The sequence below is a fragment of the Mycobacterium sp. genome, assembly GCF_965229265.1.
Lineage (GTDB): Bacteria > Actinomycetota > Actinomycetes > Mycobacteriales > Mycobacteriaceae > Mycobacterium.
The window spans coordinates 1091790-1118688 of sequence record NZ_CBDDIY010000010.1 but is presented as its reverse complement, the minus strand read 5'-3'; the positions used below and the strand labels follow the sequence as shown (position 1 = coordinate 1118688).

Genomic DNA, 26899 nt, shown 5'->3' with positions numbered 1-26899 from the left:
AGTCTCCACCATGGCGACTTCTTTCACTCGTGGCCGACCACCGGAAGGCCTCCGTGTCCATGATTGATACGCCGCGAGGCTTGCGCGACGGTGAAGCGGAAATTTTGCAAGAGACGTGTCAAGGCTGTCGCCGCCCTCAGCCGCCTGCGTTACCCCCTACCGTCTGCCGCCCTGTATCAGAACATTTCCCGTTAATTCCCGGTGCTTACCAATGTATCCAAATAGTCTATGCCACAGAGCAACTCATCAATAACCGCATCAAATGACCATGGCACATTTGCACAAGGGTGTGCGAGATTGGCGGTAGCGAACGTCGCGTTCGCCGCCCGGCGGTACTGAGCGCCGAACGATCTCGGGTCCGAGAGGTGATCGACATGCTGACGATTGCCAAGCTGTCGGCCTGGTCGATCAACTACTACAACGACACTGCCCGCGCCGCCGTCGACGCCCAGAAGGCCGGCGGCGGCCTGGGGGAGTACTACTCCGAGCGCGACACTCGCACCCCAGTCTGGTTGTGCGCCGGCGATGCCCGCCGAGCGGCTGAATTGGTTGGATTGTCGGACCTCGACCGTGCCGGTGGAGAAGCCGAAACCGACACCGTGGTGCAGTGGTTGGTCGGTGGAGAATCGCCCAACGGCGCGTCGGGCCGAGGGTTCCGGAATGGCAGTGTGCATGGCTTCGATCTGACGTTCTGCGCGCCGAAGTCGGTGTCGCTGATCCGCGCCATTCGCGCAGACGACGTGACAGATAAGGCGATCGCTGACGCCCACGCGACCGCTATCTGCGAGGCGATGGAATACCTTGCAACCCATGCCGGATACACCCGCGTGCACAACCCGACGACGGGGGAGAAGGACCTCGTTCGGCTCCCCGGGTTGGTTGCGATTGCCTACCAGCACGAGACCTCCCGGGCTGGTGATCCGCACTTGCACACTCACGTCATCGTGCCCAACCGGCAAGCCCGCGACGACGGTCCGTTGGTGTCGATCGACGGCACGTCGCTCTTCCACGAAGCCAAGGCGGCAGGAGTCATCTATCAGGCGACGCTGCGCCGCGAACTTCACCGATCGTTGGGTTATGAATGGATGCCTGTCGACCCGTCAACGGGCATGGCCGAAGTCGCCGGCATCGACTCGAATAGCATTACCGCGTGGTCGCAACGCTCGTCTCAACTGCGTGAGTGGGCAGCCGGAAATCTCGCCGTGAGCGACGGGGGTGGACCGACGGCGGGGCAGCTCGCGACAGCTCAAAAAGCCACCCGCCCAAGCAAGCCAGAACAACTCGGCTGGACCGAATTACGGGCCGGGTGGCGCACCGACGGGCGCGGCCTCGGCATCGATTCCGCGGCGCATCGTCGGGCTCGCCGCGACCGACTCGCAGCGCACGGCCCCCGGTTTAATCGGCACCGGATCGCTAACGCTGCCGCCACGATCGAGAAGGCCGCGTTCACCCGCGCTGATCTCGTCGAGGTCATCGGGGCCCAGCTTCCGGTCGACACTGCACGCTCGCCGTGCGAGCTGGTCGAGGAAGCCGTGGATGAGATAGCGGTGCGGCTCACCGCCCCACGCCAGGCGCACCAGCGCGAGGGCCACGAGCGGTTCACCCTCGATCTGATCCTGGCCGAAGAAGCCGCCGTGCTCGACCTCGTCGACGCCCAAGATCCCCGGTCAATACTGTGGGGCTTGCCGAGCGACATCGACGGCTTGTCGCCGGATCAACAACGCGCAGTGGAAAACATCGCCGTCTCACCGTGGTTGGTCCAACCACTGAGCGCCCCCGCCGGAGCCGGCAAGACCACCTCCATGCGCGCACTGGCGGGCATGGCCCGTCGCCGCCGGGATAGCCGAGTCATCGTGCTCGCGCCGACAGGCAATGCGGTCGATGTCGCCGTCCGCGAAGGCGCTGGCGACACCGGCTACACGATCTCCAAAGCTCTCTACGGGCTCGACAACCGCAGCCTGACCCTGAGCCACAGCGATCTGGTGATCGTTGACGAGGCGGGCATGGTCGGCACCGACGATCTCCGCCGCCTGCTGGCCGCGACCACCGCCGCCGGGGCCAAGACAGTGTTGGTTGGCGATCAACACCAGCTGGCCCCAGTTAAGGCCCGCGGCGGCATGTTCGCCCAACTTTGCGCTGACCTGCCGTGGACGCAAAGGTTGTCCGAGGTGTGGCGGATGCTCGACCCCAAGGGGCGCGGCGCCTCACTGGCCCTGCGCGACGGCGGCCCAGCACCGGTGCGGCGCGCCATCGACTGGTACCGCGAGAACAACCGCCTGCATGCCGGAGACGAGATCGCCATGGCCACAGAAGCTTTAGAGGCCTACCGGCGCGACGTTAAGGCCGGAAAAGACAGCCTGCTTGTGTGCGACACCAAGGAGATGGCCGACGCGTTGAATCAGCGCATCCATGCCGACACTGTTGATCCGAATGCGCCCACCCTGACCGCCGCGCGTGAACACCGCATCGCGGTTGGCGACCTGATTATCAGCCGGCGCAACGACCCCACCATCGGCGTCTTACGCGCCACGGAAACGACCCAACACGCCGACCCAGTGCGTAACGGAAACCGCTGGAGCGTCTACGCCGTCGACCCCGACAACCAGCCCATCGCCGCCCGCCGCCTAACAGATGGCGCCCGCACCGTCTTCACCGGCGACTATCTACGCAATCACATCACCCACGGCTACGCCGTCACCGTCCACTCCGCACAGGGGGCCACCACCGACACCACACACGCTGTGCTGAGCGAAAACACAACCCGTGCACTGTTCTACGTCGCCATGAGTCGAGGACGCCGCGCCAACACTGCATACCTCACCGAGCTGCTCGGCGGCGACCAGCAGGCAGGTCACCACTCGCAAACCCAGCTGGACGACACGTTCCGTGGCACGGGTCAACATGCTGCCCAACTTGTTCGCGGAATCGTTGCCAACGACAGAGAACAGGCCCGCACTGCCCATGACATTGCAGCGGGGGCGCCTGGCGGCTCGGCGGATCTCGGCCACGTTTCAGCACTTCAGTCTCGACGGCTCCGGCAGATCACCTACAGCAGGCCCGCCGCACCAGAAGATTGGCAACGCAGCCGTTCGGGGGACGCAGACGAGGCCCATCGCGGGAAGAGCCAGAACCGGCAATCGGGACTGAACGACGGAGTCCAGCTCTAGACCGGGCATCCGAACGAGAACAGAGCACCAAGGGCTCCTCAACCGATACCAACACAGCGTCCGTCGACTTTCACTCCGGCCGCCTCTGCGACATGGGCGATATGCCCCGACCAACCCGACGATGGCTCCGCGAGGTGGCCGTGAGAACTTTCTTTACTGGTATCAACTGGCTCAACCGTGAGCGAAGATGGCCGCCCTGATCGGTAGCAAGGTCGTCGCACAGGTAGTTCCTTACTCGAATTGCAGAGGACGCCGACCCGCGCGACTGGAGTGCCGGAACTTGTCGGTATGCCGCCCTAGGGTGTGGTCGAGATCAAGACGATCAGAGGAGGAGGGACGATGGCAATACTTGCGACTTGTTTCAAAGATGCCTTGTCGGCCATCGAGCCGGACGAGGACAAAGAAAATGCCGCGACGGCACATGCGGAAGTACGCGACATGCTCACCGCTGACGACGGGCTGAGCAAATTGGGTATCGATCCCGTGCTGATCGGATCCTACGCGCGCAACGTATCGATCCGGCACGTCAAAGATGTAGATGTCTTCGCTCGTCTCTGGAAGGCTGACAACAGCCTTGCCCCTGGCAAGGCGCTCGACGTGTTCGAAAGAGTGCTCGCGGATGAGTACGAGGAGCGGGTAGAGCGGCAGCACCGATCTATCAAGGTCGACTTCCCTGACTTCGGCCTCACCGTCGATGCGGTGCCTGCGCGGCCTTGCGGCGACGACTGGGAAATCCCCAACAAGCCGGAGGATATGGAGCGGGCACAGTGGGTAACGACTAACCCCTTGAAGCTCAATGACCTCACGACGGAGCTCAACAAACAGTTTCTGTTGAATAGCAACGGCATCTATGTCCCCGTGGTCAAATTGGTGCGCCAGGTGCGCCGCCACTGGCTGGACAAGCAGCCCGGAGGCCTGTTTTTCGAATTGATGACGTACTGGTATTTCGAGAACGAGGAGCCTTCAGCGCAGTCGGTCGCGGAATACCTGACGCTGGCATTGGAGGGTATTGCCGCGATGCTGCCCGACGTAGCGGCGGACGGCCTGGATGATCCGGCACTGTCGGACAAGAAGATCTTGACCAAGGCGACGGCTGATGACCTTGCGGCAGCCGAGCAGAAGTTCGTCGAGGCGGCTGCCCTAGCCCGCTCCGCGTTTGACGACAACGACGACTGCAGTTCGGCAGTGAAATGGCGAGAGTTGTTTGGCACCGCATCGGACGGCGACGACGTATTCCCCCTGCCCAGCTACTGCAACGACGATGGGTCGCACAAAAAGTCCGCTGCGATAACGAGCGGCGCAACCAAGGTGCCAGCCGGGGATGACCGATACGCCTGACCGCGAACACGTTTGGGCTCTTGATAAAGAGCGCGGTGCCTTCAGGAGCGCGCTGGTCGGACTGGGTTTTTCGGACGACGGCACTGCGCTGCAGGGGCCAGTCACATGGACTGATGAGCAACAGGTTTCGCACACTGCGCGCGTCGAGGTCGTTATCACCGGCACCTTCCCCTTCGCCGCCCCGGCAGTGACCATTGTCAATGCCGGGCCAGAGTTCATGCCGACATTCCACATCGAGCGTGACGGCAAGTTGTGTCTGTGGCCAGATGACGTTCTGGTGCACGATGCGCCGTGGCGGGATCCGGCGATGTTCGTTGCCAAGGTGCGTGGTTGGTTTGCGCAAACCGCTGCCGGCTGGCCTGGCGATAATGACGCAGACCTCGAACGATACCTTCTGTCCAATCCTGATGTGATTGTCCTGTATGACAACTTGGCACTGCAGGACGACGGCTACTACCAAACCAGCAAGAGCAAGATCGGCGTCGTTACCGTTGGCGGCCTCCTAGCATGGCGGCCGAATCGCGAACGGATACGCCGTAAACGAATGCGCCGGCGCGAGCAAGACCTGCTGTGGGTGGTGGATGTCGGGCACGTCGACTGGCCGATCCGTTCATTCCAGGATCTGCAGGACGCCAGTGGACACGACTGCGAGCGAGTTCGCGGCTTGATCGCAGTCGACAGTGTCAAGTACGTGTTGGTTCGTTACCAACGGGGGGTGCGGAGTGCGGGGCTTGTTCTCGATTTCCCGAGTACGGATAACGATGGCGTGCCCCGGATAAGAGCGTGTGAAAGTGCCGACCAGAGTCTGGAAACCAGAGTGCTGCGGGCCGGTCCGGCGGCGCCAACCTACGCGGACAAGAAAGTGGCTGTCGTCGGCTGTGGCGCAATCGGTTCTCACGTGGCGGATCTGCTGTTTCGGTCCGGCGTTGCCCAACTGACACTTATCGACCCGGAGCGATATCACCCTGGCAACGTCGTCCGGCATACTGCAGATAACGCCTATGCGGGGGCGTCGAAGGTGGTCGCTGTCCGCATGCGGCTGGAGGCTACGGGCCTGGCCGTCGATAGCGTAGACATGCAAAGTGTTCTGCTTCACGATCCCGAGCAGGCGTTGGCTCTGGTAGCTGACCACGATCTGGTTGTCGATGCGACGGCCGCTGCGAAAGCCACCGCATTGCTTCGATGGGCTGCAGAGTCGACCGGCAAGAGTGTGGTGTCAGTGTGCGTCCAGCGCCAGGGTGGCATTGCTCGTGTTGATCGATTTCCGCTGCGAGACAGTGAAAGTCATCTTGAGGCCGTTGCGCATGTGCAGGGCGATGACCAGCAGCTGTACGAGCAGGGGTGCGGTAGCCCCGTCTCAACGACGCCGCCACTGGCGGTGGTCAAAGCTGCGACCACTGCGTGCCAGGTGGTGTTCGACGAACTGGCGGCAGCCCCAACACTGCCGGCCACGATGCTGGAAGTGATTGCAGTACAGGATGATGAGCCGTATACCGCGGTTGGGATGATGACATCGCGATGAAACGACTGATTACGAGGGTGCGCAAACGGAAGGCTGCTCTCCAGCTCGACGACACGGCGACGGCAGTGATACACGCTGCGGCCCAGGCGTCAACGCCCAAGGAAACCGGTGGCATTCTCTTGGGCTGGTGGGATGAAGACTGCATTGTGATTAGCGAAGCGGTTGAGGTCATCGACCCGGCTGCAACCAGCCACTCGTGGTGTCGGCGCGAAGCTGATGCGCAGCGGGCGCTCGAAGCTGCGATAGCTGCGAGTACCAACCCAGTTCTTGGTTACGTTGGCGACTGGCACTGCCATCCTGCTCCCGTCGGGGCGAGTCCCCAGGACCTCGCCGCGCTTGCCCGGTCGTCGCTGCAGTACCAACATCCACTAGCACTGATCGTCAGGCTGCCGGATGCCAGACTGATGGCGCATGCAGCGGCTCGCGGACGACAGTTGAGCGTTGAAATCCGCTACTAAACTTCTTGGCTCTGCTGGTAATACTTCCTGAGGTCGATGGCCGGGGGATTGCCCATCGCCTGCAATCTCGCCACAAGATCCACAAAGAAGCTGATCAACGATGTTTCAGTATCGCTCGTGGTGATGGTCGACGTTTCGGCGTCGCCGTAGACGACGGAAAACGATCCATCATTCAGGGCGCAGCCAAATTCGATCGTCGAGAGAGCTGCTGTTTCTTTTAGCGCATCGGCAAACGCCGTTCCGAATGGTGGCGACCAGGCTGATCTCGTGGTGACGATCCCGGCGAGAATTTGTTTCGAATCCACTTTCGTGGCAACGGTGTTGTTCATCTGCCGGATGGGTGCGCTGGTTCGCTTGAGGTCCCTTACGGACTTAGCTTTGACGCTCGCGTACGTCACGTGTGGCTTGTCGAGTTCTTGCTTTGTCTCGATAACAGCGAAAACACTTTCCGCTGGGACATACAGATTGGCGCCCTCATTGAAAACAATCGGGGAATAGTAGCGGTCGTAGATAATTATGTCGATGTACTGGCTTATCGAGCCATCATGATCGATCACGAAGCCCTTATCAACCTTGTATCGGTTGGGCAGGTACTTAGCGAGCATTTCACGCCACGCCTCCTCGGCATTATCGCCGCGGGCGTTTGGATGATCGTGCACGGAACTGGCGCCAAGCGACGCCAACAATTTTTGCTGGTGCGCTAGAAATAGCTCGCGTAGCTTGTTCTCATCGGGCATCTATTAATTTTAGCAGTTCCGTCCACGTCCAAGTGCAACGACAAAGATGTTGCGGCCTGCCTGTACTGGTGGGCGTCGCATGGCTAGATGAGAACGCAAGTTAGACTGTCTGATCGCAATTTAAGGGAGGACGCAACCTTCAGGTAGGTGATTACTGCCGGGCAAGGTCATCATCCTCGCCTGACTGTTCCGAATGTACGATACGATACGGTTGAAATAAGAGCCCTTGTTAAATGGTGATGTCGTAGATTCCGGGCTGACATATCCGATCCGGATTATGGTGCATGTAGACCATTCGATGACGATATGCTAATCTGCTGCCGTGCGCGACGAGGATGATGATCCAGTTACTCAGAAAGACCTTCACCAAGGTCAAAAGAAGATCCTGATTTGGGTTGGGATTATTGGCGCAACAGCGGCACTGATGGGAGCTCTAGTCGGTGGCAGTGCCACCATCGCATCCGGATTTATTACATCGCAGAAGTCCGACGAACGTGCAAAACAAGACTTCGCACGCAACACGAAAATTGAATTTTACGTTGAACTAAGCAAGCAGATGACGGCCATTGAAGCAGATCAACGCGAGATAAAGAGCCACTTCCGCGACAGTAAAATTGCTGACAAACTTAACACAGCTGAAGAGACCGCCGCGTTACGAAATGCGTTTCAGAAAATGGCTGCCGATACCAAGGACACCGTGGAGCTGGAGACACGCTGCGCTATCATATGCAACGAAGCGGTTCACCAAATCACTATGGGGATGTTCGCAGACGGTCGGTCCATTGGATACGTGGGAGCCGAGTACATGAATGCACTGGACGACCCGTTTGATATTGGGAACGGCGACTTTCTTCACGCGAACCTAACCACTTCCCTCCACGATATTGAGAAGAATAGTGGTGCTTTTATTGCCGAAGCCAAGCGAGATCTGGGTCTCTAACTAATCAGTACTGCAGCAGGATGGGGCGTCGGACTTGCTGGGCCGGAGACGCAGACATGTAGGCGGTGAAATGCTTCCCCGGTAAAGTCGTGCCATGTCACTCAATTCTGACGCTCAGCCCCTGAATAGCTGATGCCTTGAGACTTCGTCGAATATCGCTCTGTAGCCGCGTATGGCTTCGTCAGCGGCCTCGAGGTTTCCGGAAAATAATCCAGCCTTCAGCGGTGCCCAATCGGCTTGTTTCGCTGCGAACTCATCTTCGAGATCCTCAAGTGCACGGGACAATCCGCGCCGTGATCGATGCGTGACTCGACCAAACCAATTACCTTCGGGTCGGAGCCAGGAGGCGCGGTCGGGATTGCCGGCGTAACGTTGATTGGCGGAGTGCTGTGACACGACTCCCAGCATGACCTCTGCCGCATCGAACGCAACGTCGTATGTGTCGTCGTCGAGATACTGGTGGGCGAATAGTGGTCGCAAAATGATGTGTAGCCAGTCGGCAATCGGTGTGTGGTAATTGAATTCGCGGGCTTTCGCCAAGGCGGTCCCGGTGTCGAGGCCGTGTCTCTCCATCTGCGCCAACACCTGTGGCGTCATATCGAGACTTGAGAAGGCGGACCAAGGGTCTGCCGCTTCAACCAACGACTGCATCTTTCCGCTCATTGGTTCTCGCACCATTGTGTCAACCAGGAGCGTCTTTAAATTCGCCCATCGGTTCGGTTGACCGACACATGCGAGACCAACGACGAAAACCGCAATAAAGGGGGGGATGCGGCGGAGCTCTCCGAGATAGCCGCCGTTCAGCGGCGTCTTGAGCACCACTCCCCAGAGTGCCTGAAGCCCGGATGCCCACGGTGCCAGTGCCTCCGGGGTTTGCCCCCACCGCGCAGCCGCCTGAAGGGACCAGCAAAATGGTTCGACGGTCGGCCAGTACCGAGCGGCGATGGTTGCGACTGTCGCAATCTGCTGGTCTCTATCTCCGGCCCCGGTCTGTTCTGGAAATTGTCCGGGATCGCGGAGCGCCGTTAGCGTGCGCGCGACGTCCTGTGCGATGAGTGACGTCATCTCGATTTCGCGCTTATCGTCGCGGATCATCTCCTCGGTTAGCTGACGAAGCATCGACGGACGGTTTTCGGCTGTGGCTTCGCCAACCGATGCCTGAACGGTGGCCGGGTCCAGGGTTGGCGTACCCATCGCGGCTTCGATCGCGCGGACAAGCCTTACCGCTCGTTTGGTGTAGTTAGGGCCGAATAGGTCCACAGCTTGGTAGTCGTTGAGAGTCTTACCAGCTCCGATAGTGAGATCCGGCATCGCCGTGTCGTCGAATCGGATAGGAATCAACCAAGTGACACCTGGTTTCCGTAGTCGGACCTCTTCGACTGCGATAGTCAACTCTTCGTAGATGAATGACTTGTCCTTTTTCCAAACCTCAGCCGAGAAGCACCCTAGGAATATGACCGAATCCTTCCTAATGGCGTCGCGAATAGCGTCCTTCCAGTCGACGCCAGGTTCGAGATCGTCCTTATCCCGCCAGTAGGGGATGTTCGCCTCGGTCAGCACTTCGCAAAGGTGGTCGACCTCTTTTGCGTTCTGATGAACGTACGAGATGAAGACGTGCTTTCCTGCCTCGTCGGTTGCCACCTGCTGCCCCTGATTCTCACGCTTGTGTGACAACACGACATTATGCGATCCAGCCTCCGCTGTAATGGATTGAATCCCGAAGGCTCAATTCGGCGTGTTTTTCGGCCTTCAGCGTAAACAGTTTAGCTATGATCGCCACGCGGAAGGTTCATGGTTGGATGCCAACTGGGATTGCCCAAGAAAGGCTCCTTCCGGAGGCGATGGGTCGGGCCATGTGCCTCGAGACGAGACGGTGGCGGGAGCTTCCAACGATCTGCTCCCACATCCGGTCATCATTTATTCAGCGAGTATGAGCAGGACTCAACAGGAATGACGACGCTCGCCGAGACGGGATGTGACTCAAATCTGTTGTCCCGCAACCATAACTGACATCAGCCAGCATCGCTGAGAACCGCCCAGGAAGAATCCATTGGTCGCGGGTTCGAGCCCCGCCCGCCCTACTTCAGAGCCTGTCTTTCAAGATCAGTTTTTGAACGCTGTGACAAGAGCATCGCCGCTCGTGAAGCCGTATAACGCACAGTTCATTCAACAACCATTGAAATACTTCTAGAGGCGGTATACGCTGATCGCATGATTTCAATCAGCGTTGAAATCCTGGCTGGTGAGCCTCGCAGTAGTCACATCGCCGCCTGGCTTGGGGCGGGTGCGCTCACCGTCGGTGTGTGTGCGGCGCTGGCGAGTGGAACAGGGCTAGCCCACGGCGACACCGCGCAACCCGGCGCGGGCGGCAATGCCTCGGGCAGCAACGCCGGCCCCGCGAAGCCCGACAGCAACAGGACTCCCGGGGCGGCAACGTCCTCGGGTGGCCGAATACTGCCATCGTCCGACCTCACGGATGCGCCAAAGCGCAGAACTCCTCGGGTGCTTGCCACGGCCCACCGGCCCGGCCGGGTGTTCGCCGCGGATATTGCCGGGCGATCATCGGAAAGTTCGGCGGCGCAAGGGAATCCGTCATCGGCCAACCCCAGGCCCAGTGCGTCCCCGGAAGGGGGGACACAGCTATCGGTGCCTGGATCGACCAATAGCGTTGTGCGCGAAGCTGTTACAACGGGACCGACGGGCGCCTCGGCGGCGACCCGGCAAGCATCGCCGCAACCGACACCGGCAGAGATACCACGGCAGCCGTTGGCACCGAGTGCGGTGTTGGGCTGGGTCTACCGCGAACTGCGCTACACCCTCTTCAATCGGCCGCCCAGCATCACCGCGGTTCAACAGTCCCAGGACCCCCTGACCGGCGTCGTCGCCGGCCACATTAGCGACGGCACTCGTGACGCCGGGAGGTCGATCTACACGGTCAGCCAGCCCGACAACGCCCTCGTGCAGGTCAGCCCCGACGGGAGCTTCACACTCACTCCCGATTCCGACGTCGCTCACCGGGGAGGAACGGTCAGCTTCGCGGTGACGGCGGACAACGGCGCCGGCTGCCGGCTCTCGGGTCCACTGGGCTGGCTTCAGTCGGTAATCCATTCCGTTGCAATCAACCTCGGCATCAGTGGTCCCGACACAACTACCGCGGTAGTGACGGTCAATGTTGCGGCCACCAATCAACCGCCCGTCATCAATGGCTACACCGACAGCACGCCTGCAGGCGCCGGCACCGTCGCCGGCCAACTGCAAGCCGACGAACCCAACCACGACAGCCTCAACTTCAGCGGACCGACGACGAGCACGCTCGGGGGATCAGTGACCGTCAGCCGCGACGGCTCGTTCGCCTACGTGCCCACCGCCGAGATTCGCCACGCTGCCGCGGCCACCAACGCACCCGAGACGGCCACGACCGACAGCTTCACCGTCACCGTCGATGACGGCTACGGTGGCACCGACAGCAAGACGGTCACTGTCGCTGTCAGCCCTGCCAACGGTAATCCCACCGGCGGAGCAGTTGTCGACCTGCAGGTCGACAACATCATCGGATCCGTCACCGGATCGATCTGGGGTGTCACCGATCCCGATTCGGACTCGTTGACCTACAGCGTGAATCCGATCAGCGCGGGTGGCGGTTACGTGGATGTATTCAGCGACGGCTCCTTCACCTATAACCCCACGGCCGAACAGCGGCACGTTGCCGCCGCTTTGGGTGCGCCGTTCACCACCACCCACGACAGCTTCGCAGTCTTGGTCACCGACGGCCACGGCGGCGCTACCGCCATCCCCGTCATCGTTCCGATCGCACCGGAAGCCGACGAGCCGCCGACCGGCGAGGAGGTGTGACGCGCAATCGCGCGTGACCGTCCGCAGCACGGCGATGCGACGATGTAGCCATGACCGCAACGCTCGTCGCGAAGAATGTGGCCGGCGGATTCGCCCATCGCACCCTGTTCGATGGGGTGGACCTGACCGTGGCCCCGGGCGATGTCGTCGGTGTGGTGGGCGCCAACGGCGCTGGTAAGAGCACGCTGCTGCGGATCCTGGCCGGGGACCTGGAACCGCTCGAGGGTGCGGTCAGCATCGCCCCGGCCGACGCCTTCGTCGGCTGGCTTCCACAGGAACACGAACGGGTGCCCGGCGAGACCGTGGCCGCCTACATCGCCCGCCGCACCGGATGCGCCGATGCAACCCAGGCCATGGAGGCCGCAGCCGCCGCGCTGGCCGACCCGAGTTCTGCCGAGGGGGATCCGGCAGCGGTGTACTCGGCGGCCCTGGACCACTGGCTGGCCACCGGCGCGGCCGACCTCGACGACCGCCTGCCCGCAGTCCTGTCCGACCTGGGGCTGGACACCGAGGCCATCCGGCCGGATGCGACGCCGATGACGGCACTGTCGGGGGGACAGGCTGCGCGGGTCGGACTCGCGGCGCTGATGCTGTCACGATTCGACGTCGTGCTGCTCGACGAGCCGACCAACGATCTCGACCTCGACGGGCTGGCGCGCCTGGAGCAGTTCGTCCGTGAGCTGCGCGGCGGTGTGGTGCTGGTGAGCCACGATCGAGAGTTCTTAGCGCGCACCGTAACTCGGGTGCTCGAACTGGACATGGCCCAGAACACCGCCACCGTTTTCGGTGGGGGATACGAAAGCTATCTCGAAGAGCGGGAGGTCGGTCGCCGGCATCGGCGGGAACAGTACGAGGAGTTCGCCGAGAAGAAGGCCGACCTGGTCGCCCGCGCCCGCACTCAGCGGGAGTGGTCGAGCCAGGGGGTGCGCAATGCGATTCGCAAGGCACCTGACAACGACAAGATCCGCCGGCGCGCGGCCTCGGAGTCCAGCGAGAAGCAGGCGCAGAAGGTGCGGCAGATGGAAAGCCGGATCGCCCGCCTCGAAGAGGTAGCCGAACCGCGCAAAGAATGGGTGCTGGAGTTCACCATCGGCGCCGCGCCGCGCTCCAGTTCGGTCGTCGCGACCCTGGACGAAGCCGTTGTGCGACAAGGTGATTTCGTGCTGGGCCCGGTGTCCCTGCAGGTCGCCGCCGGCGAGCGGATCGGTATCACCGGACCCAACGGGGCCGGGAAGTCGACCCTGCTGCGGTTGCTGCTCGGCCGCCAGCAGCCCGACGAGGGCCGCGCCGGCCTGGGCGCCAGCGTCGCGATCGGCGAGATCGACCAGGCGCGAGCGGTTTTCACCGGCACCGACCGGCTGGTGGACCGGTTCGAAGCATTCGTGCCGTCCTGGCCGACGTCGGACGTGCGAACCCTGCTCGCGAAGTTCGGGTTGGCCGCCGACCACGTCGAACGCCCGGTCGACGAGCTCTCACCCGGTGAGCGGACCCGCGCCGGCCTGGCGCTGCTGCAGGCGCGGGGTACCAACGTTCTGGTGCTCGATGAGCCGACCAACCATCTCGACCTGGCCGCCATCGAGCAGCTCGAACAGGCGCTGGAGTCCTACGACGGGGCGCTGCTGCTGGTGACTCACGACCGCCGGATGTTGCAGAACGTTCGGCTGGATCGTTCCTGGGTGGTCCAGAACGGGCAGGTGACCTCGTTCACGACCGGCGCGGTCGGCTGATCGCGGCGAGTCAGGTCACTGGATCTGGCCGATCGCCGTCACCGCCTGCGTGTAGCGTCTCGCCTCGGCGGAGTGCGCCAGCGCCGGGTCGCCGTACTCGTCGGGGCGGGCGACGAAGACCGTGCCCAAGCCCAGTGCCGCGGCGGCGTCCAGGTCGTACGGGTGGGCGGCGACCAGCGCCGCGCGGCCCGGCGCGATGTCCAGAAAGTCCAGCGCCCCGAGGTAGACCTGCGGGTCGGGCTTGAACCGGCCGAACAGCTCCGCGGTGAAGTGCGCATCGAAGCGAAGGTCCAGCCGTCTGGCCAAGCCGATGACGGTCGCCATGTCGGTGTTGGACAGCGTGGCGGTCAGCGCACCGGCACGGATCACCGCCAAGCCGTCGCGGACATCGGGCCACGGGACCAACCGCTGCCACGCCGCGGCGACCCGCGCCGCGGTCGCCGCGTCCGGCGCCGGCAAGTCATACCCCTCAGCGATGGCGGCGAAGCCCGCCTCGTACTGGCCCTGCACCTTCTGCCACGGCCCGCCGCGTTGGTCGAGCGTTGAGACGCGGGTGAAGTAATCCGCCCGCCACGCCCGCGTGAGGGCGCCGGGGTCAACGTCGGGCCGGCCAAGCGCGCTCAGGTGATCCGCCACCGCGGCACGGACCGGAGTGTAGAAGTCGAGCAGCGTGCCTTGGACGTCGAACAGGTAAGCGTCGAATCGCACCGTGTTGTCCTAACACGGCGCCGGCGGGTTAGGTGTTCTGCAGTTCCCTTTTCCGCGCGTCACGAGCCAGCAGGCGGTCGCGTTGCTCTTCGAACTTGGCCACTTCGCCTTCCAACTTGGTCAGGTAGGCGGCGAGTCGCTCGCGGCGTTCATCGCCGACGGCGGTGAAGTCCGTTCGCTCGAAGATGCGCCACTTGCGCAGCGTCGGGCTGACGACCTCTTCGAGATGCTGGCGCGGATCGTAGATTCCATGCTTGGCCATCAGCACACCGTTGCGCCGGAAGTCGGGCATTCCGCGCCCGGGCATCCGGAAGTTCTCCACCACATCGGCCACAGCTTCCAGGGCCTGATCAGGCGCGACGTCCAGCGCTGCGCCACACACGTTGCGGTAGAAGATCATGTGCAGGTTCTCGTCGGCGGCGATGCGCGCGAGCATCCGGTCGGCGATCGGGTCGTCGCACACCTTGCCGGTGTTGCGGTGACTGACCCGGGTGGCGAGCTCCTGAAACGACACGTAGGCAACCGAGAGCAGGAAGTCGGTCTTGTGCCGCGCCTCTTCCTCAGGAGTGGCCGCGAAGCCGCCGGTCATGTGCGCCATGCGGGCCCGCTCCAAGGCGACCGGATCGACGGCGCGGGTGACGACGAGATAGTCGCGCAGCACGATGCTGTGCCGGGCCTCCTCGGCGGTCCACCGGCCAACCCACGTGCCCCACGCGCTGTCGAGAGAAAAATGCTGTGCCGCCTCTCGGTGGTAGCACGGCAAATTGTCCTCGGTCAGCAGGTTGGTGATCATGGCCGCTTTCGCGACCTCACTTAACTGCGACTGCTCCGGAGCCCAGTCGACACCGTCCATCGCGGCGAAGTTACGGCCGAGGTCCCAGGGCACGTAGTCGTGGGGGTGCCACTCAGTGCTTACCGACAGATGCCGGTTGAGATTGTCCTCGGCGATCGGCCCGAGTTCTTCGAGCAATTCGGAATCTGCCAACTGCCGCGACATCACACCTACCCCTGCTTTAACCAGCTGGGGCAAGTCGCCCGCGTGCCACATCTTATCCGGACGGCGAACGCTCCGCCGGACACCCCGTCCTCGTAGCGCGTGTTGCGCACCGTCGCTGGCGGCTCCACCGACCCCCGCGGCCGGCAAATTCTTGTTTCTGCGACTTTGCGGGCGGCGGCAAAGTCGCGGTCACACCGTCGCCGGCACCCGCCCCCGAGTGGCCGTTGCGCGCATCTCCTGGCGCAGGGTGGTGAAGTCGGAGATGGTCTTGGCCGCAACCGTCGCGACCGGACGGGCGTTGCGGCTGGTGGCCTCGGTCTTGGACACCATGATCACGCTGTCGATGTAGGGCTGGATGGTGGTGGCGTTCTGCACGGTGGCCACAATGACCAGCTGGAAGCCGAATTTGCGGAATGCCTGCAGCGCCTGCTGGGCGAACTGCGGATCGGATTTGGAGAACGCCTCGTCGAGCATGAGCTGTGCGAAAACCGGCTTGTTGTCGCCCCCGTCGGGGCTGGCCAGATTGAAGCTCAAAGCGCCTGCCAGGCAGAAGGCCATCAGCTTCTCCTGCTCGCCGCCGGAATTGTCGCCGGCGTTGCTGTGCGTACGGATCAGCTCCCCGGTGCGCACGTCCCATTCGGCGCAGTCGAAGGTGAACCGGTTGCGCACATCCAGGGCGTCCCGGGTCCAGGCCTTGTCCTCGGGAGCGGTCGACGCCAGCCGGTTACGCAGCTGCAGAATGTCGGCGTACTGGTCCAGAATGGCCTGCTTGTCGCCGAGCCCCACCTCGGCGATGCGCCGTGAGATCGCCCGGACGATCTCGGTCAGCTCGGCGACCGCGGTCAGGCTGCGCGGGGTGGCGCGCAGGGTCAGCCGGGTGCCGCTGTTGAACTCGACCGACCCAAGGCCTGTGTTGACCCGGTCGATCTGCTCGCTGATCCGCCGGGCCTCCTGCTCGGCCACCCGGTGCAACGTCAGGATCGCGTCGGGAGCCTGTTCGGTGACCAGCCGCATCATCCGTTCGTAGGCTTCGGGCAGTTCACGTTCGTCGATATGCCGGCACAGCGCCACGTAGTCGTGCACCCGCTCGTCGAACACATCGCTGTCGTTGGGGATGGCATCCGGGAACGCGGTGTCGAAGGTGTTGAGGATGCGGGCCAGCTCGTCGTAGGAGCGACGGCGGCTTTCGCGCAGCTGCTCGCGCTCGCGCCGGATCGCGGTGAACAGCGCGTCGCGGTGCGGTTCGGGACTGAGCACCTCCAGCGGCACCGGCACGTCGGCGGCGTAGCGGTTCAGCAGCTCGGTCAGCGGCTCGGAGACGAAGGCCGGCTCGAGGCGCTCCTGCAGCTCGAGTAGCCGGGTCCGCCGCCCGTCGAGGTCGTCGCGGCGGGTCTGGATGGCGCCGCGCCGCGTCATCAGGGTCTGGATCTGCTCCCAGCAGTCGTCGGCGCGTGCGGACAGCGCCTCGATGTCAGGATTGTCGGCCAGTAGCAGTTCGTACTGCTCACGCAGGCGGTCGGCGTGGCCGTCGGCGGTCTCGATGTCGATCTGGTTCCACTGCGGGTACTGGTCGCAGATCGCCTTGCACGCCGCGGCCCGGTCCCGCCAGCGTTGGCGCTGGGCGGCGATGTCGTCGGCGGCCCGCCGGGCCTGCTGATACGCCTCCTCGGCGCTGGCGAGGTCGACGGTCAGCGCGTCGATCTTGGTGGCGACGTCGCCCTGGTAGATGTAGTCGGCCTGTTTGAGCGGACGGCGGTCGTCCTTGATCGCCAGCCGCTCGGAGTCCTTGTAGAGGCCGGTGTCGGTGACCGCACGCCGGAAGCGGGAGAACACGTCAGGGCTGTCCACGCAGATGTGGTCGCCGGCCGCGGCGACGACGTCGGCGGCCTCGGCGGCGCACGGGTGGGTCGGGTCGACGACGAAAAGCTTGCCGGCCAACGTATTCGGCTCAGCCTCGACCGGTGCGGCCCCGACGAAACCAGCCCGGACGTGATGCAGTTGCAGGCGGCCGCCCATGTTGGTCTCGTTGACGAACCGCAGCACCGCCGCGTAGTGGGCATCGGGCACCAGCAGCCGCAGGCCCACCCCGCGCAGCACCTTCTCCACGGCCACCCGCCAGCGGCCCTGGTCGGTCCGCAGGTCCATCAGTTCGGCGATATAGGGCAGCTCACCAGGCTCGACCCCGACCGCAGCGCAGATGTGTTCGCGCATGGTGATCGCGAACTCCGGCAGGGCCGAGCCGACGTGCTCGACGCGCTTGAGTTCCTTGGCGGCGTCGTCGCGGGCGATGCGGGCTGACTTCTGGGCGTACTCGGCGTCGGTGGATGCCTCCCGGCCGCGGTCGAGCTTGGCCAGCAGTTCGGTGGCCTGCGTGCCGAGTTCGTCGCGCAGATTCCAGAAGTCGTCGGCGGTCTCGGGGATGTCGATGCCCTGCGCGGACAGCAGCGATTCGTAGGCTGCGCGCCGCCGCGACACCTGCTCGGCCTGCGCCTCGGCGCCGGCGACCTGCGACTGCAGCGGCCCTAGGTTGGCGCTGGATCCGCTGATCTGCGAGTTGAGTGAATCACCTTCGGCCTTAGCCAGATTCAGCTGGCGGGTGACGTCTTCGTACTCGTTGCCGAGCTGGTCGATGGTGGCGTCGAGCGACTCGATCTGCGGGCGGCACTGTGAAAGCCGGACATGGTCGGTGTAGGCCCGCACCATCGGCTGATCCACCAGGTCGATGATGCCCAGGTCGGAGGACTCCGAGGCGTAGCGCTGCTGGATCTTCTCGATATCGCCGAGGATCTTGCGCTTGCGCTGGGCGACGGCCAGCAGCTCGCGGGCCTCCACCAGCGGGTCGATCTGTTTGAGGGCATCGGGCAGCCGGGTCAGGCTGCTGGGCTCATCCAGCATGAATTCGCGGACGAACTGCTCCAGCCCGCCAACGCTTTTCAGCGACTTGGCCTTGCCGAGCAGCTGCTGGGCGGCATCGGAGGCCCGGATGCCGATGGTCGCGTAAAGCTGGGCGAGGTACTGGGATTCCACCTTGGTGGTGAAGCGCCACTCGTCGTCCTTGAACACGCTGGCATCAAAGCGCCCCGCCGCCCAGCGATTACAGACGTCCTCGATGTCGCGGTCGCCGTCGGCCAGCACGAAGCGGCTGGAGGAATCCGAGCGGGACTCGCCGGTCAACCATTTGAGCACCAGTCCGGTGACGGTCCGCCCGGTGTTGCTGGTGTAGGTGACGGCGACCGCCGACCAGGCGGTGCCGTCGCCGCGCAGGTACATCACCTTGCTGGCGCCGCCGTCGCTGCGCTGGCCCCAGGCCCCGCGGACGTACTTGTCGACGGTGCGCCGGCCCGCGTTGGAGCCGGCCGCCGAATTATCGCCGGAGGCATTGAAGTTGCGCCGGTTGAACGGTAGGAAGCCAAGTGAAATTGCATCCAGTAGAGAGGATTTGCCGCTGCCCGAGGCGCCGGCGATCAACGCGCCGCCGGCGCTGAACGGGATGCAGTGGTAGCCGTCGAACACGCCCCAGTTGATGACCTGCAGGCGGGACAGATGGAACTGCTCAGGCATCGAGTGCTGCTTTCTTCTGGTCCTGCTCGTCCACGTCCGCCGCGACACCGCCGCTGAGCAGCAGATCGAACTGCTGCTGCAGCTCGGTGATCACCGACGCCGTCATCACGGCGTTGATGACGGGGCTGACGGTGTAGCTGTCCTCGTCGTCGCGGGTCTTGCGCAGGATCTCCAGTGCGGTCAGTCGGGCGATGGCCCCGTCGATGCGGGCGGTGAAGGTGACCGTGTCCCGATCGACGCCGCCCGGCACCGCGGCGAACAGGCCGTGTACCTCGTCGCGACTGATCAGCACGTTCTGGTCTCCGGAGGCGCGCATCATCTGGGCCAGGTGCAGCGCCAGGATCGAGTCGTAGGTGCCCAGCGGCTCGCGACGCAAAAGCTTGGCGCCCCTTGCCGATTCGTAGCGCGCCTGCTCGACGAAGGCCACCCCGCCATTGTCGTAGGCGCCGTCGACGACGCGCAGTAGCAGGTCGAGTTCGGACAGTCGCACCGACAGTTGCGCACGGTATTCCAGCACCCAGCTGTAGAGGTCGCGATCGGCCTCGGCACTGATGTAGCGGCGGGTCAGCAGCTGTTGCAGCGCCCAGCATGCGCGGTCGGGCAGCTCGCTGACGTCGCCGTCGAACCGGGGCCGGCGTTGGTGCGGGGTGCGGGCGGTCTGGTCGACCTGGGGCAGCGAGCTGAAATCGATGTCGGCGTCGGTGCTCATACGCCGCTCCTCCTCATCGCTTCGCTCTGCATCGTCGCCGGCGGGCTCATACGCCGCTCCTCCTCATCGCTTCGCTCTGCATCGTCGCCGGCGGGCTCACGCACTTGCTCCCTGCAGGCTGGAGATCGGCTCGGTGAACATCAGGTGCGGAACCTCCATCTCGCGGTCGCGCCCGTCCAAGGACTGGAACCGCACGGTGACCGACTGGGATGCGCCGGTGGGAAGGGGCTGTTTGAGCGCCCACGACCACAGCACGATGACGTGGCCTAGGTAGGCGCCCTGCCCGTTGGCCGCCAGCAGGTCCACCGCGTCGGGCAGCGAGATCGGCCCGCCGGAGTCGATCGCGGTGTTGATCATCTCCGACATCGCCGGTGCGTCGACCTGGGTGGTCAGCGCGGCGAAGGAGGACAGGTCAACCTCGCCGTCGGCGACGTGGGCTGGTTTCGGATTGGACAGGTCACTGATCCGGAAGCTCAGCGCTCCAATCGAACTGATCGCGTGCCGGGCCAGCGGAAGTTCGATGTCGAGGCGGGAGTCGGTCAGCGAGGTCTTCAACAAGGCCCGGGCGGCGCCGATCGCGTCGCTGAGCTGACGGGCCACGCCGCGACTCTGCTCCAGGGTGCCGAACGCGGTGAACCGTTTGACCCGCTGGGCGCAGCGCTGCTGGATGCGTTCGACCTCGTCGATCTGGTGACCGACGAGCTCGAAGAAGCCGGCCATCACCTTGCGTAGCGCCGGGTCCAGCCCGGGCAGCGCCCCGGCGACCGCGGCGACGTCGGCCTCGAACTCGGCGCGCTGATCGGGATCGTTGATCATCCGCAGGAAGGCGCGGTGGCTGTCGCGGCCCTGAGAGTCCCAGGCCGCCTGATAGTCGGCATACATCTGGCGCTGGCGGTCCCGGTAGGCCAGGTTGCTGTCGATCGGCTCGTCGAGGGCGGCGGTGGCCTGTTCGATCATGGTGCCGTACTGGCCGATATCGGTGATCAGCCGTTCCATCTGCAGGGCGATGGCGTGAGCTTCGTCGTACATGTCGGTCATATCGGCGTCGCTGGGCGTGCGGTCGGCCATGGGGTCGTCACCGTCGAGGGCGTCGAGCTCGGCGTGCAGTGCCGCGATCTCGGCTTCGATCCCGGCGCGGATCCGGGCGGGGTCATTGCCCACGCGCAGGGCGATCTGCTTGAGGCGCGAGGCGATGCCATTGATCGAGCCGCCGGTGGCGATGGTGTCCTGGCGGCGCATGCCGCGCAGGAAGTCCAGCGCGCGACGTGCCTCCTGAGTCGGGTAGCACAAGTTGCGTTCAATCCCGGTGCGCTGATCGGCCACCCGGTGCAGCCAGCCTTGGCTGGCCCAGGACTTGATCAGGCCCAGGCCGGACTGCTCGCCGCCGGGGCGGCCCAGGTCGTCGAGGTCGCGCTCCAGGCGCACCACCAGCTCGGTCTCGGGAATCACCCCGCCGCTGAGGTGGCGCTCCATCAGGGTGGCGTAGAGACCGAGGTTGAGCGTGGCCAGGAGCCGGACCGTGGGGGAGCCCTGGATGTCGCGGTTGACGTCGAGAAGGTCGGCGACCGACATGGTCGTGTCGTCGTCCACTCGATCTCCTCCTCGATGTAGTTGGTCGGACGGTCCAAGATAGGCCACCGCGGCGACAGTGCGGGCGCAGGGAGACGGCGCGTCGGTGCAGCGAAACGTCGGCCGAGGCGTTTGCCGAGATGGGCTATCTCGCAGTGGTTGCACCGCACTGCGGCCGATCACGCGAAGCTCTGGTGCCAGAGTGAATATCGATTCCTGTGGTGTTCGTGAGGCTTGATCTAGCCAGCCGACGACACGCGCCGCGATCGAGGCTCGCCCGTGGGTATCCCCGGGTTGAGGCGGTAGCGCGTTTGCTCGCGGCGGGCGCCGGGGTGATTGTCGACGTGAAGGGGTCGGTCATGTTGCTGGAAAAAGAAGGCCGGATTACGCGGGCGTCACAATGCAGATTGTTGACAATTTTCTGTTGACGCTCCAGGAGGTGGGCATTAACGTTCCCTGACATGTCCTCCCGCCGACGGATGCCGTCGTTGATTGTCCTCACTACCGCCGCAATGACAGTGGTCGGCGGATGCAGTGGTTCCTCCTCTGACAACGCGCACTCCGCGCCGCCAAGCGTCATCATCCTCAGTGGAGATGGCATGGGGCCGCAGCAACGGACTGCCATCCAATACGCGCTCTACGGACTCGACGAGCGTCAGCCGATGGACGCGCTGCCGTACACGGGCTACCTCGACACCATTCCTGGCGACCCGGAATTCGCGGTCACCGATTCCGCCGCCGGGGCTACCGCATGGTCCATCGGCAAGAAAGTGCCCAACGGCACAACGGGTTTGGGCCCCAACGGGGAGAAAGTGCCGACGCTGATGGACATCGCCAGGCAGCGCGGCATGTCGACCGGATTGGTCGACGACCATGATGTCACCAACGCGACGCTTGCGGCTTTCGGGTCTCCGGTGCCTGATCGCGATCTAAAAGTCGACATCGCAAAGGGATATCTCGACAACGGCGTCGACGTGCTGTTCGGCGGTGGCGAGAAGTACTGGTACCCCGAGGGCGAGCCCGGCAAGATCCCCGACAAGGGTGAGGATGACGCCAGCGAGGGCAACACGAACCTCGTTAAGAGGGCGCAGGACCTCGGCTACCAATATGCCTATGATCAAAAGACTTTCGATGACCTCAAGGGGCCGAAGGCATTGGCGCTGGTGCAGGACAGCGCCAAACGGCGGTCCACCGAGGTCGAGGGTTATGACTATAAGACCGATCCCAACTATGTGGCGCCTGAGAAGATGGTGTCCAAAGCACTCGACATCCTTGGCAGCAACGAGAAGGGCTTCTTCCTGGTCATCGAAAGCGACGATCTCGATTCGGACGGTCACGAGCACGATGCGCAGAACATGATGCTTGCGGGCGAGTCGATGAACGAGATGGTCAAGGTGATCACCGAGTACCGGAAGGCTCACCCGAATGTCCTGCTGATCGTTACCGCCGATCACGAGACCGGCGGTATGGCGATCGAGAACGTCACCAACAACGACGGTGAGCCGGAGACCAACAGCGATCAGGTCGCCGACGACCCGGTGCCGTACTGGGCCGAAGTGCCGGAGAACATGCCGCTGCCCGGTGGCGGGGTGCCACACCGCAGCGGCCCGTTCACGATCAAGGGCACCAACCGAAAATTCAAGGTGGACTGGACGACTCCCGAGCACACCGGGACAATGGTGCCGGTGACCGCGGAGGGCCCTGGGGCAGAGAGATTCGTTGGTGTCCACCCGAATACCTACGTCTATGACGTGATCACCGAGCTATGGAGCAAAAGCTGAGCGGCCAGAACGGGGCGCTGGGGTGAGCGAGTCGTCGGCTCTTGTCGAAACCAGCGGCCTCGGCAGTGGGGGCAGTTCCATCACGTTCGAGCAGGTCAGCAAGATCTACGATGGTGAGGCGGCAAGCGGATCACGGGCAGTTGAGCGCGTCGACTTCGCCGTGGGCGCCGGGGAGTTCTTCTCGCTGCTCGGGCCGAGCGGCTGCGGCAAGACCACCACGTTGCGGATGGTTGCCGGCTTCGAGCACCCGACCTCTGGGCGAATCCTATTGGGGGACGATGACATCACGGGCACCCGCCCGGCCCGGCGACCGGTCAACCTGGTGTTCCAGGACTATGCCCTGTTCCCGCATATGACGGTCGCTGACAACGTGGCGTTCGGTCTCAAGGTCAAAGGGCTTGGCCGCCAAGAGTGTACGCAGCGAGTGACCGGCGCGTTGGCATCGATGCGCCTGACAGCGCTGGCGACCCGCCGACCGTCCCAGTTGTCGGGTGGCCAGCGCCAGCGGGTCGCACTGGCCCGTGCGCTAGTCAATCGCCCCAAAGCACTGCTGCTCGATGAGCCGCTGGGCGCACTCGACCTGCAATTACGCAAGGAGATGCAACTCGAATTGGCGCGGCTGCACCGCAGCACCGGCACGACCTTCCTCTACGTCACGCACGATCAAGAGGAGGCACTGACGTTGTCGGACCGCATCGCCGTGATGAACCAGGGACGTATCGAGCAACTGGCTGATCCCCGCACTCTCTATGAGCGTCCTGCGACGGCCTTCGTTGCGGGATTCATCGGCACCTCCAACATCCTGGTCCTCGACCGGCCGAGTCGCGTCGGGGGCAACTATGTCAGCGCGTTGGGCGCCGGCGACCGGCTCATCGCTCCGGCGATGGTGCCCTCGGTCGACGGATCGATTCAGGTGACTGTTCGCCCGGAGCGCATCTACCTGCACCCCAGCGAGGATGCCGAGGTGCCCGACGACCACAGCGCAGTGCGTGGCGTCGTGTCGGAACTGGTTTTCTGCGGATCCACCACCCACGTCACCGTCGAACTTCCGACCAGCGAGCAACTCGTCGTGCACGAATTGAGCAACGACAGCGATCTGCTCTCGATCGGTCGCGGCTCGAGAGTGCGGTTGTCATGGGCGGCCAGCAACACTCACGTCATTGGTGCAGTGGAAAAGCCGAGCCGGTGAGCCCGCCCGCTGGGTCTGGATGGGTGGACTGCCATGCCCATCTGCTAGCTGGCGTGGACGACGGACCGGAAACCGACAACCAGAGCCTGCAGATGCTCGAGGACGCGGCTGCAGGCGGTACCCGCTTGCTGTTTGTGACCTCGCACCTCGATGAGCGTTACCCATGGACGCCACAGCGGGACGACGACCTCCACAGAACATTCGAGCGGCTGCGCACGCTCGCCTCGGCGGTGCCCGGGTGTCCGGAACTGCGGATGGGCTACGAACTGGCACCCCGGCCAGGGACGCCGGAATTCCTCGCCGACCCGGCTCGCTGGCGGTTGCCCGGCACGGATGTCGTGCTGGTCGACGGGCCCGACGATATCGCTATGGAACACGATGCTGGCATTGTCGACTATGTCATGCGGGCAGTCTCGGAGGGCCTCCGGCCGATGGTCGCGCATCCCGAACGTCGCGCCTTCCTGCATCCGGGTGATCGCGACTTCGCCGACGCGCTGAAGTCCAAAGGTGCGATGTTGCAGGTTGACTCGGGTTCGTTGCTTGGGCTCGACGGGCCTGCGGTGGCCGCCGAGGCGCATCGGCTGCTTGCGGAGGGCCTCGTTGACGCCGTGGCCTCGGACGCCCATGAGGTGGGGGAGGCCGACCTGCGCCGGGTCCGCATCCAGCTGCACGAAATGTACGGGCCGGCTAGCGACGGCCTGCTCGATGGAACCAACCTGGAGGCACGATGACCACAATCTGGAACCGCAGAAGCGGGACAGCTGCCTGCGCGTCAGTCACGCTGTTGCTCGCCGCCTGCGGCGGAGGCGGCGGAGGCCACGAAAACTCCGCCAGCAAGGGCGAACTGCGCACGTTCACCTATTCGGACACCGTCGACCCGCAGATCCTCGATCCCTTCAAGAAGGCGCACCCTGATCTCGACGTGCGCACTGCGACCTTCGAAAGCCTCGACGAAGCCGCGGCCAAGATCACCTCGGGCTTCTCGACCGATGTGATCGAAGTCTGCCTCGACGAGGCGTCACCGCTGCTCGACAAGGAGCTGCTCGCGCCCATCGATACCGCCAAGCTGAGCAACTGGAAGGATCTTTCCCCCACCTTCCGTGACGCGCATGGTGTCAGCGTCGACGGCAAGGTCATCATGGTGCCCACCACGGCGGGGCCGCATGGAATCATCTACTCCACCAAGGCCTTCCCGGGTGGAGTGGATAGCTATGGCGCGCTGTTCGATCCTGCCAACAAGGGTAAGGTCGCCCTCGACGGCGGCTGGATCACCGCGCTCGCCGATACCGCCCTGGCCTCCGGTATGACCGATCCGCTTGCGATGACTGATGCGCAGGTCGAACAGATGAAGGACAAGATCCGCGGAGCCATAGCCGACGGCCAGTTTCGCACCATCGCTGAGTCCGACTCCGATATGGCCAACCTGTTCAAGTCCGGCGAAGTGGTGCTCGCCGACGGGGGACGCGGCACCGCGGAGGAGATCAACGCCAGCGGCGGCGAGGTGACCTGGGTCGCCCCCAAGGAGGGCACGCTGTCGTGGATCTGCGGGCTCGGCATCAGCGCCAAGGCCGCCAACCCCGACGCCGCGTACTCGTTCATCAACTACTACACATCCAAGCCTGCGCAGGCGATCGTGGGCGGTCTGGGCTATGTCATCACGAATCCGACTGCGCTCGAAGAGGTTCCTGAGGAACATCGCCGGACTGCAGATCCTGCCGACCTGACCGGCACTATCGCCCAGGTCGAGCCGTCGAATGCCAAGGTGTGGCGCAGCGCCTGGCAGGAAATCGAGGCGGGCGGGTGAGTGGTGCAGGCCGCTGGGGCACTGTGCTCGCGACCGCGCTCGTCGCCGTCGTGCTGGTGATTTTGGTCGGGCCCATCCTGCTGCTGGCGGTGTTCTCGTTCAACGACTCCTCGATCATTGCGTTGCCGTTCGAGGGATTCACCCTGAAGTGGTATCGCAACGCGATGACCGATCCCGATGTAGCTGATGCGTTGCGCCATTCGACAGTCCTGGCCGCAGTTGTCGCGCCGCTGTGCGTCGTTCTGGGCACCGCCACCGCGTGGGGCATCACCCGCTTCCGATTTCGAACGCGCGGCCTGTGGTCTGGTCTGGTCGGTGCGCCGCTGGTGATCCCGTGGCTGGTGATGGGTGTCAGCGGTCTGCTGCTCTTCGCGTCACTGGGCGTCGAGTTGTCGCTGCTGACGGTCGGAGCCATGCACATCGCGGTGACGTTCCCGTTGGTGACGGCGCTGGTGTCGGCTCGGCTTGTGCGTTTCGAGAAATCGCAGGAGGAGGCGGCGGTCGACCTGGGGGCCTCGCAGATGCAGTTGATGACCAAGGTTGTGCTGCCGCAGCTGGCACCGACTCTCGGTGCAGCGCTGATCTTCTCGTTCGCGTGGTCGTTCAACAACTTCGAGATCAGCTTCTTCAACGGCGGTTACGAGCAGACCTTCCCGGTGTGGGTGTACTCCGTGCTGCGCCGGTCGGACAATCTGCCCGTCGTCAACGCGGTGTCCACTGCCGTGTCCGCGATCCAGGTGGCGGTGGTCTACGGAATGTGGATGGGCCTCAAGGCTGTCAACGGTCGGCGGGGATCCGACGAGAGCCTGACCGATTTGGTCGCGGGGGGTATGCGGTGAC

At 63.9% G+C, this 26899-nt stretch carries 20 protein-coding genes; 12 read left to right on the top strand and 8 right to left on the bottom strand.

The window, feature by feature from the left end; translation table 11 throughout:
• The first annotated feature begins 374 nt into the window (after positions 1 to 374).
• From mobF to ADBZ9K_RS07290, 4 genes are all read left to right on the top strand, one after another.
• Positions 375 to 3167, top strand: coding sequence for a MobF family relaxase (mobF, locus tag ADBZ9K_RS07305; RefSeq protein ID WP_526619425.1), 2793 nt, complete (start codon positions 375 to 377; stop codon positions 3165 to 3167).
• Between the two features lie 339 nt (positions 3168 to 3506).
• Positions 3507 to 4505, top strand: a complete 999-nt coding sequence (locus tag ADBZ9K_RS07300) for an SMODS domain-containing nucleotidyltransferase (RefSeq protein ID WP_526619424.1) — start codon at positions 3507 to 3509, stop codon at positions 4503 to 4505.
• A complete protein-coding gene (locus ADBZ9K_RS07295) occupies positions 4489 to 6027 on the top strand; it encodes a ThiF family adenylyltransferase (RefSeq protein WP_526619423.1) in 1539 nt (512 codons plus the stop codon). Before ADBZ9K_RS07300 ends, ADBZ9K_RS07295 begins: the two co-directional genes overlap by 17 nt.
• Positions 6024 to 6485 carry a Mov34/MPN/PAD-1 family protein gene (locus tag ADBZ9K_RS07290; RefSeq protein ID WP_526619422.1) on the top strand — a complete coding sequence of 154 codons (462 nt, stop codon included), beginning with the start codon at positions 6024 to 6026 and terminating at the stop codon, positions 6483 to 6485. Before ADBZ9K_RS07295 ends, ADBZ9K_RS07290 begins: the two co-directional genes overlap by 4 nt.
• Here ADBZ9K_RS07290 and ADBZ9K_RS07285 read toward each other — a convergent pair.
• Positions 6482 to 7222 carry a DUF6602 domain-containing protein gene (locus tag ADBZ9K_RS07285; protein WP_526619421.1) on the bottom strand — a complete coding sequence of 247 codons (741 nt, stop codon included), beginning with the start codon at positions 7220 to 7222 and terminating at the stop codon, positions 6482 to 6484. The two genes, ADBZ9K_RS07290 and ADBZ9K_RS07285, sit on opposite strands and share 4 nt — an antisense overlap.
• A gap of 322 nt (positions 7223 to 7544) precedes the next feature.
• Here ADBZ9K_RS07285 and ADBZ9K_RS07280 point away from each other — a divergent pair, with 322 nt between their 5' ends.
• Positions 7545 to 8162 carry a hypothetical protein gene (locus ADBZ9K_RS07280; RefSeq protein WP_526619420.1) on the top strand — a complete coding sequence of 206 codons (618 nt, stop codon included), beginning with the start codon at positions 7545 to 7547 and terminating at the stop codon, positions 8160 to 8162.
• Positions 8163 to 8276: 114 nt separating this feature from the next.
• Here ADBZ9K_RS07280 and ADBZ9K_RS07275 read toward each other — a convergent pair whose 3' ends face one another.
• Positions 8277 to 9839 carry a TIR domain-containing protein gene (locus ADBZ9K_RS07275; protein ID WP_526619419.1) on the bottom strand — a complete coding sequence of 521 codons (1563 nt, stop codon included), beginning with the start codon at positions 9837 to 9839 and terminating at the stop codon, positions 8277 to 8279.
• A gap of 793 nt (positions 9840 to 10632) precedes the next feature.
• Positions 10633 to 10758, bottom strand: a complete 126-nt coding sequence (locus tag ADBZ9K_RS07270) for a hypothetical protein (protein ID WP_526619418.1) — start codon at positions 10756 to 10758, stop codon at positions 10633 to 10635.
• Between the two features lie 170 nt (positions 10759 to 10928).
• Here ADBZ9K_RS07270 and ADBZ9K_RS07265 point away from each other — a divergent pair, with 170 nt between their 5' ends.
• Together ADBZ9K_RS07265 and ADBZ9K_RS07260 are read left to right on the top strand one after the other, a co-directional pair.
• On the top strand, positions 10929 to 12014 hold the full coding sequence (locus ADBZ9K_RS07265) for a cadherin-like domain-containing protein (RefSeq protein WP_526619417.1): 1086 nt from the start codon (positions 10929 to 10931) through the stop codon (positions 12012 to 12014).
• Positions 12015 to 12064: 50 nt separating this feature from the next.
• Complete coding sequence (locus ADBZ9K_RS07260; RefSeq protein WP_526619416.1) at positions 12065 to 13741, top strand: ABC-F family ATP-binding cassette domain-containing protein; 1677 nt, start codon at positions 12065 to 12067, stop codon at positions 13739 to 13741.
• A gap of 15 nt (positions 13742 to 13756) precedes the next feature.
• Here ADBZ9K_RS07260 and ADBZ9K_RS07255 read toward each other — a convergent pair whose 3' ends face one another.
• The 5 genes from ADBZ9K_RS07255 to ADBZ9K_RS07235 form a co-directional block, all read right to left on the bottom strand.
• Positions 13757 to 14449 carry a haloacid dehalogenase type II gene (locus tag ADBZ9K_RS07255; RefSeq protein WP_526619415.1) on the bottom strand — a complete coding sequence of 231 codons (693 nt, stop codon included), beginning with the start codon at positions 14447 to 14449 and terminating at the stop codon, positions 13757 to 13759.
• Positions 14450 to 14477: 28 nt separating this feature from the next.
• Positions 14478 to 15446 (bottom strand): acyl-ACP desaturase, encoded by a 969-nt coding sequence (locus tag ADBZ9K_RS07250; protein WP_526620805.1) that lies wholly within the window; start codon positions 15444 to 15446, stop codon positions 14478 to 14480.
• A 189-nt stretch (positions 15447 to 15635) separates the two neighbouring features.
• Complete coding sequence (locus ADBZ9K_RS07245) at positions 15636 to 19007, bottom strand: ATP-binding protein (RefSeq protein ID WP_526619414.1); 3372 nt, start codon at positions 19005 to 19007, stop codon at positions 15636 to 15638.
• Entirely contained in the window at positions 19000 to 19716 is a 717-nt protein-coding gene (locus ADBZ9K_RS07240) for a DUF4194 domain-containing protein (RefSeq protein WP_526619413.1), read from the bottom strand. The genes ADBZ9K_RS07245 and ADBZ9K_RS07240 overlap by 8 nt, the downstream gene beginning before the upstream one ends.
• A 96-nt stretch (positions 19717 to 19812) precedes the next feature.
• A complete protein-coding gene (locus tag ADBZ9K_RS07235) occupies positions 19813 to 21288 on the bottom strand; it encodes a DUF3375 family protein (protein ID WP_526620803.1) in 1476 nt (491 codons plus the stop codon).
• 509 nt (positions 21289 to 21797) lie between these two features.
• On the opposite strand from ADBZ9K_RS07235, the gene ADBZ9K_RS07230 reads away from it, so the two are divergent.
• Genes ADBZ9K_RS07230 through ADBZ9K_RS07210 form a run of 5 tightly spaced genes read left to right on the top strand, consistent with a single transcriptional unit; the run spans position 21798 to position 26898 of the window.
• On the top strand, positions 21798 to 23066 hold the full coding sequence (locus tag ADBZ9K_RS07230; protein ID WP_526619412.1) for an alkaline phosphatase: 1269 nt from the start codon (positions 21798 to 21800) through the stop codon (positions 23064 to 23066).
• A 22-nt stretch (positions 23067 to 23088) separates the two neighbouring features.
• The gene (locus tag ADBZ9K_RS07225; RefSeq protein WP_526619411.1) at positions 23089 to 24255 is read left to right on the top strand and encodes an ABC transporter ATP-binding protein; all 1167 of its coding nucleotides are present in this window, start codon (positions 23089 to 23091) and stop codon (positions 24253 to 24255) included.
• Entirely contained in the window at positions 24201 to 24986 is a 786-nt protein-coding gene (locus ADBZ9K_RS07220; RefSeq protein ID WP_526619410.1) for a CpsB/CapC family capsule biosynthesis tyrosine phosphatase, read from the top strand. The genes ADBZ9K_RS07225 and ADBZ9K_RS07220 overlap by 55 nt, the downstream gene beginning before the upstream one ends.
• Positions 24983 to 26059, top strand: a complete 1077-nt coding sequence (locus ADBZ9K_RS07215; RefSeq protein WP_526619409.1) for an ABC transporter substrate-binding protein — start codon at positions 24983 to 24985, stop codon at positions 26057 to 26059. Before ADBZ9K_RS07220 ends, ADBZ9K_RS07215 begins: the two co-directional genes overlap by 4 nt.
• Positions 26056 to 26898: an ABC transporter permease gene (locus tag ADBZ9K_RS07210; RefSeq protein WP_526619408.1), complete on the top strand. Its 843-nt coding sequence runs from the start codon at positions 26056 to 26058 to the stop codon at positions 26896 to 26898. Before ADBZ9K_RS07215 ends, ADBZ9K_RS07210 begins: the two co-directional genes overlap by 4 nt.
• The last annotated feature ends 1 nt before the right edge of the window (position 26899 follow it).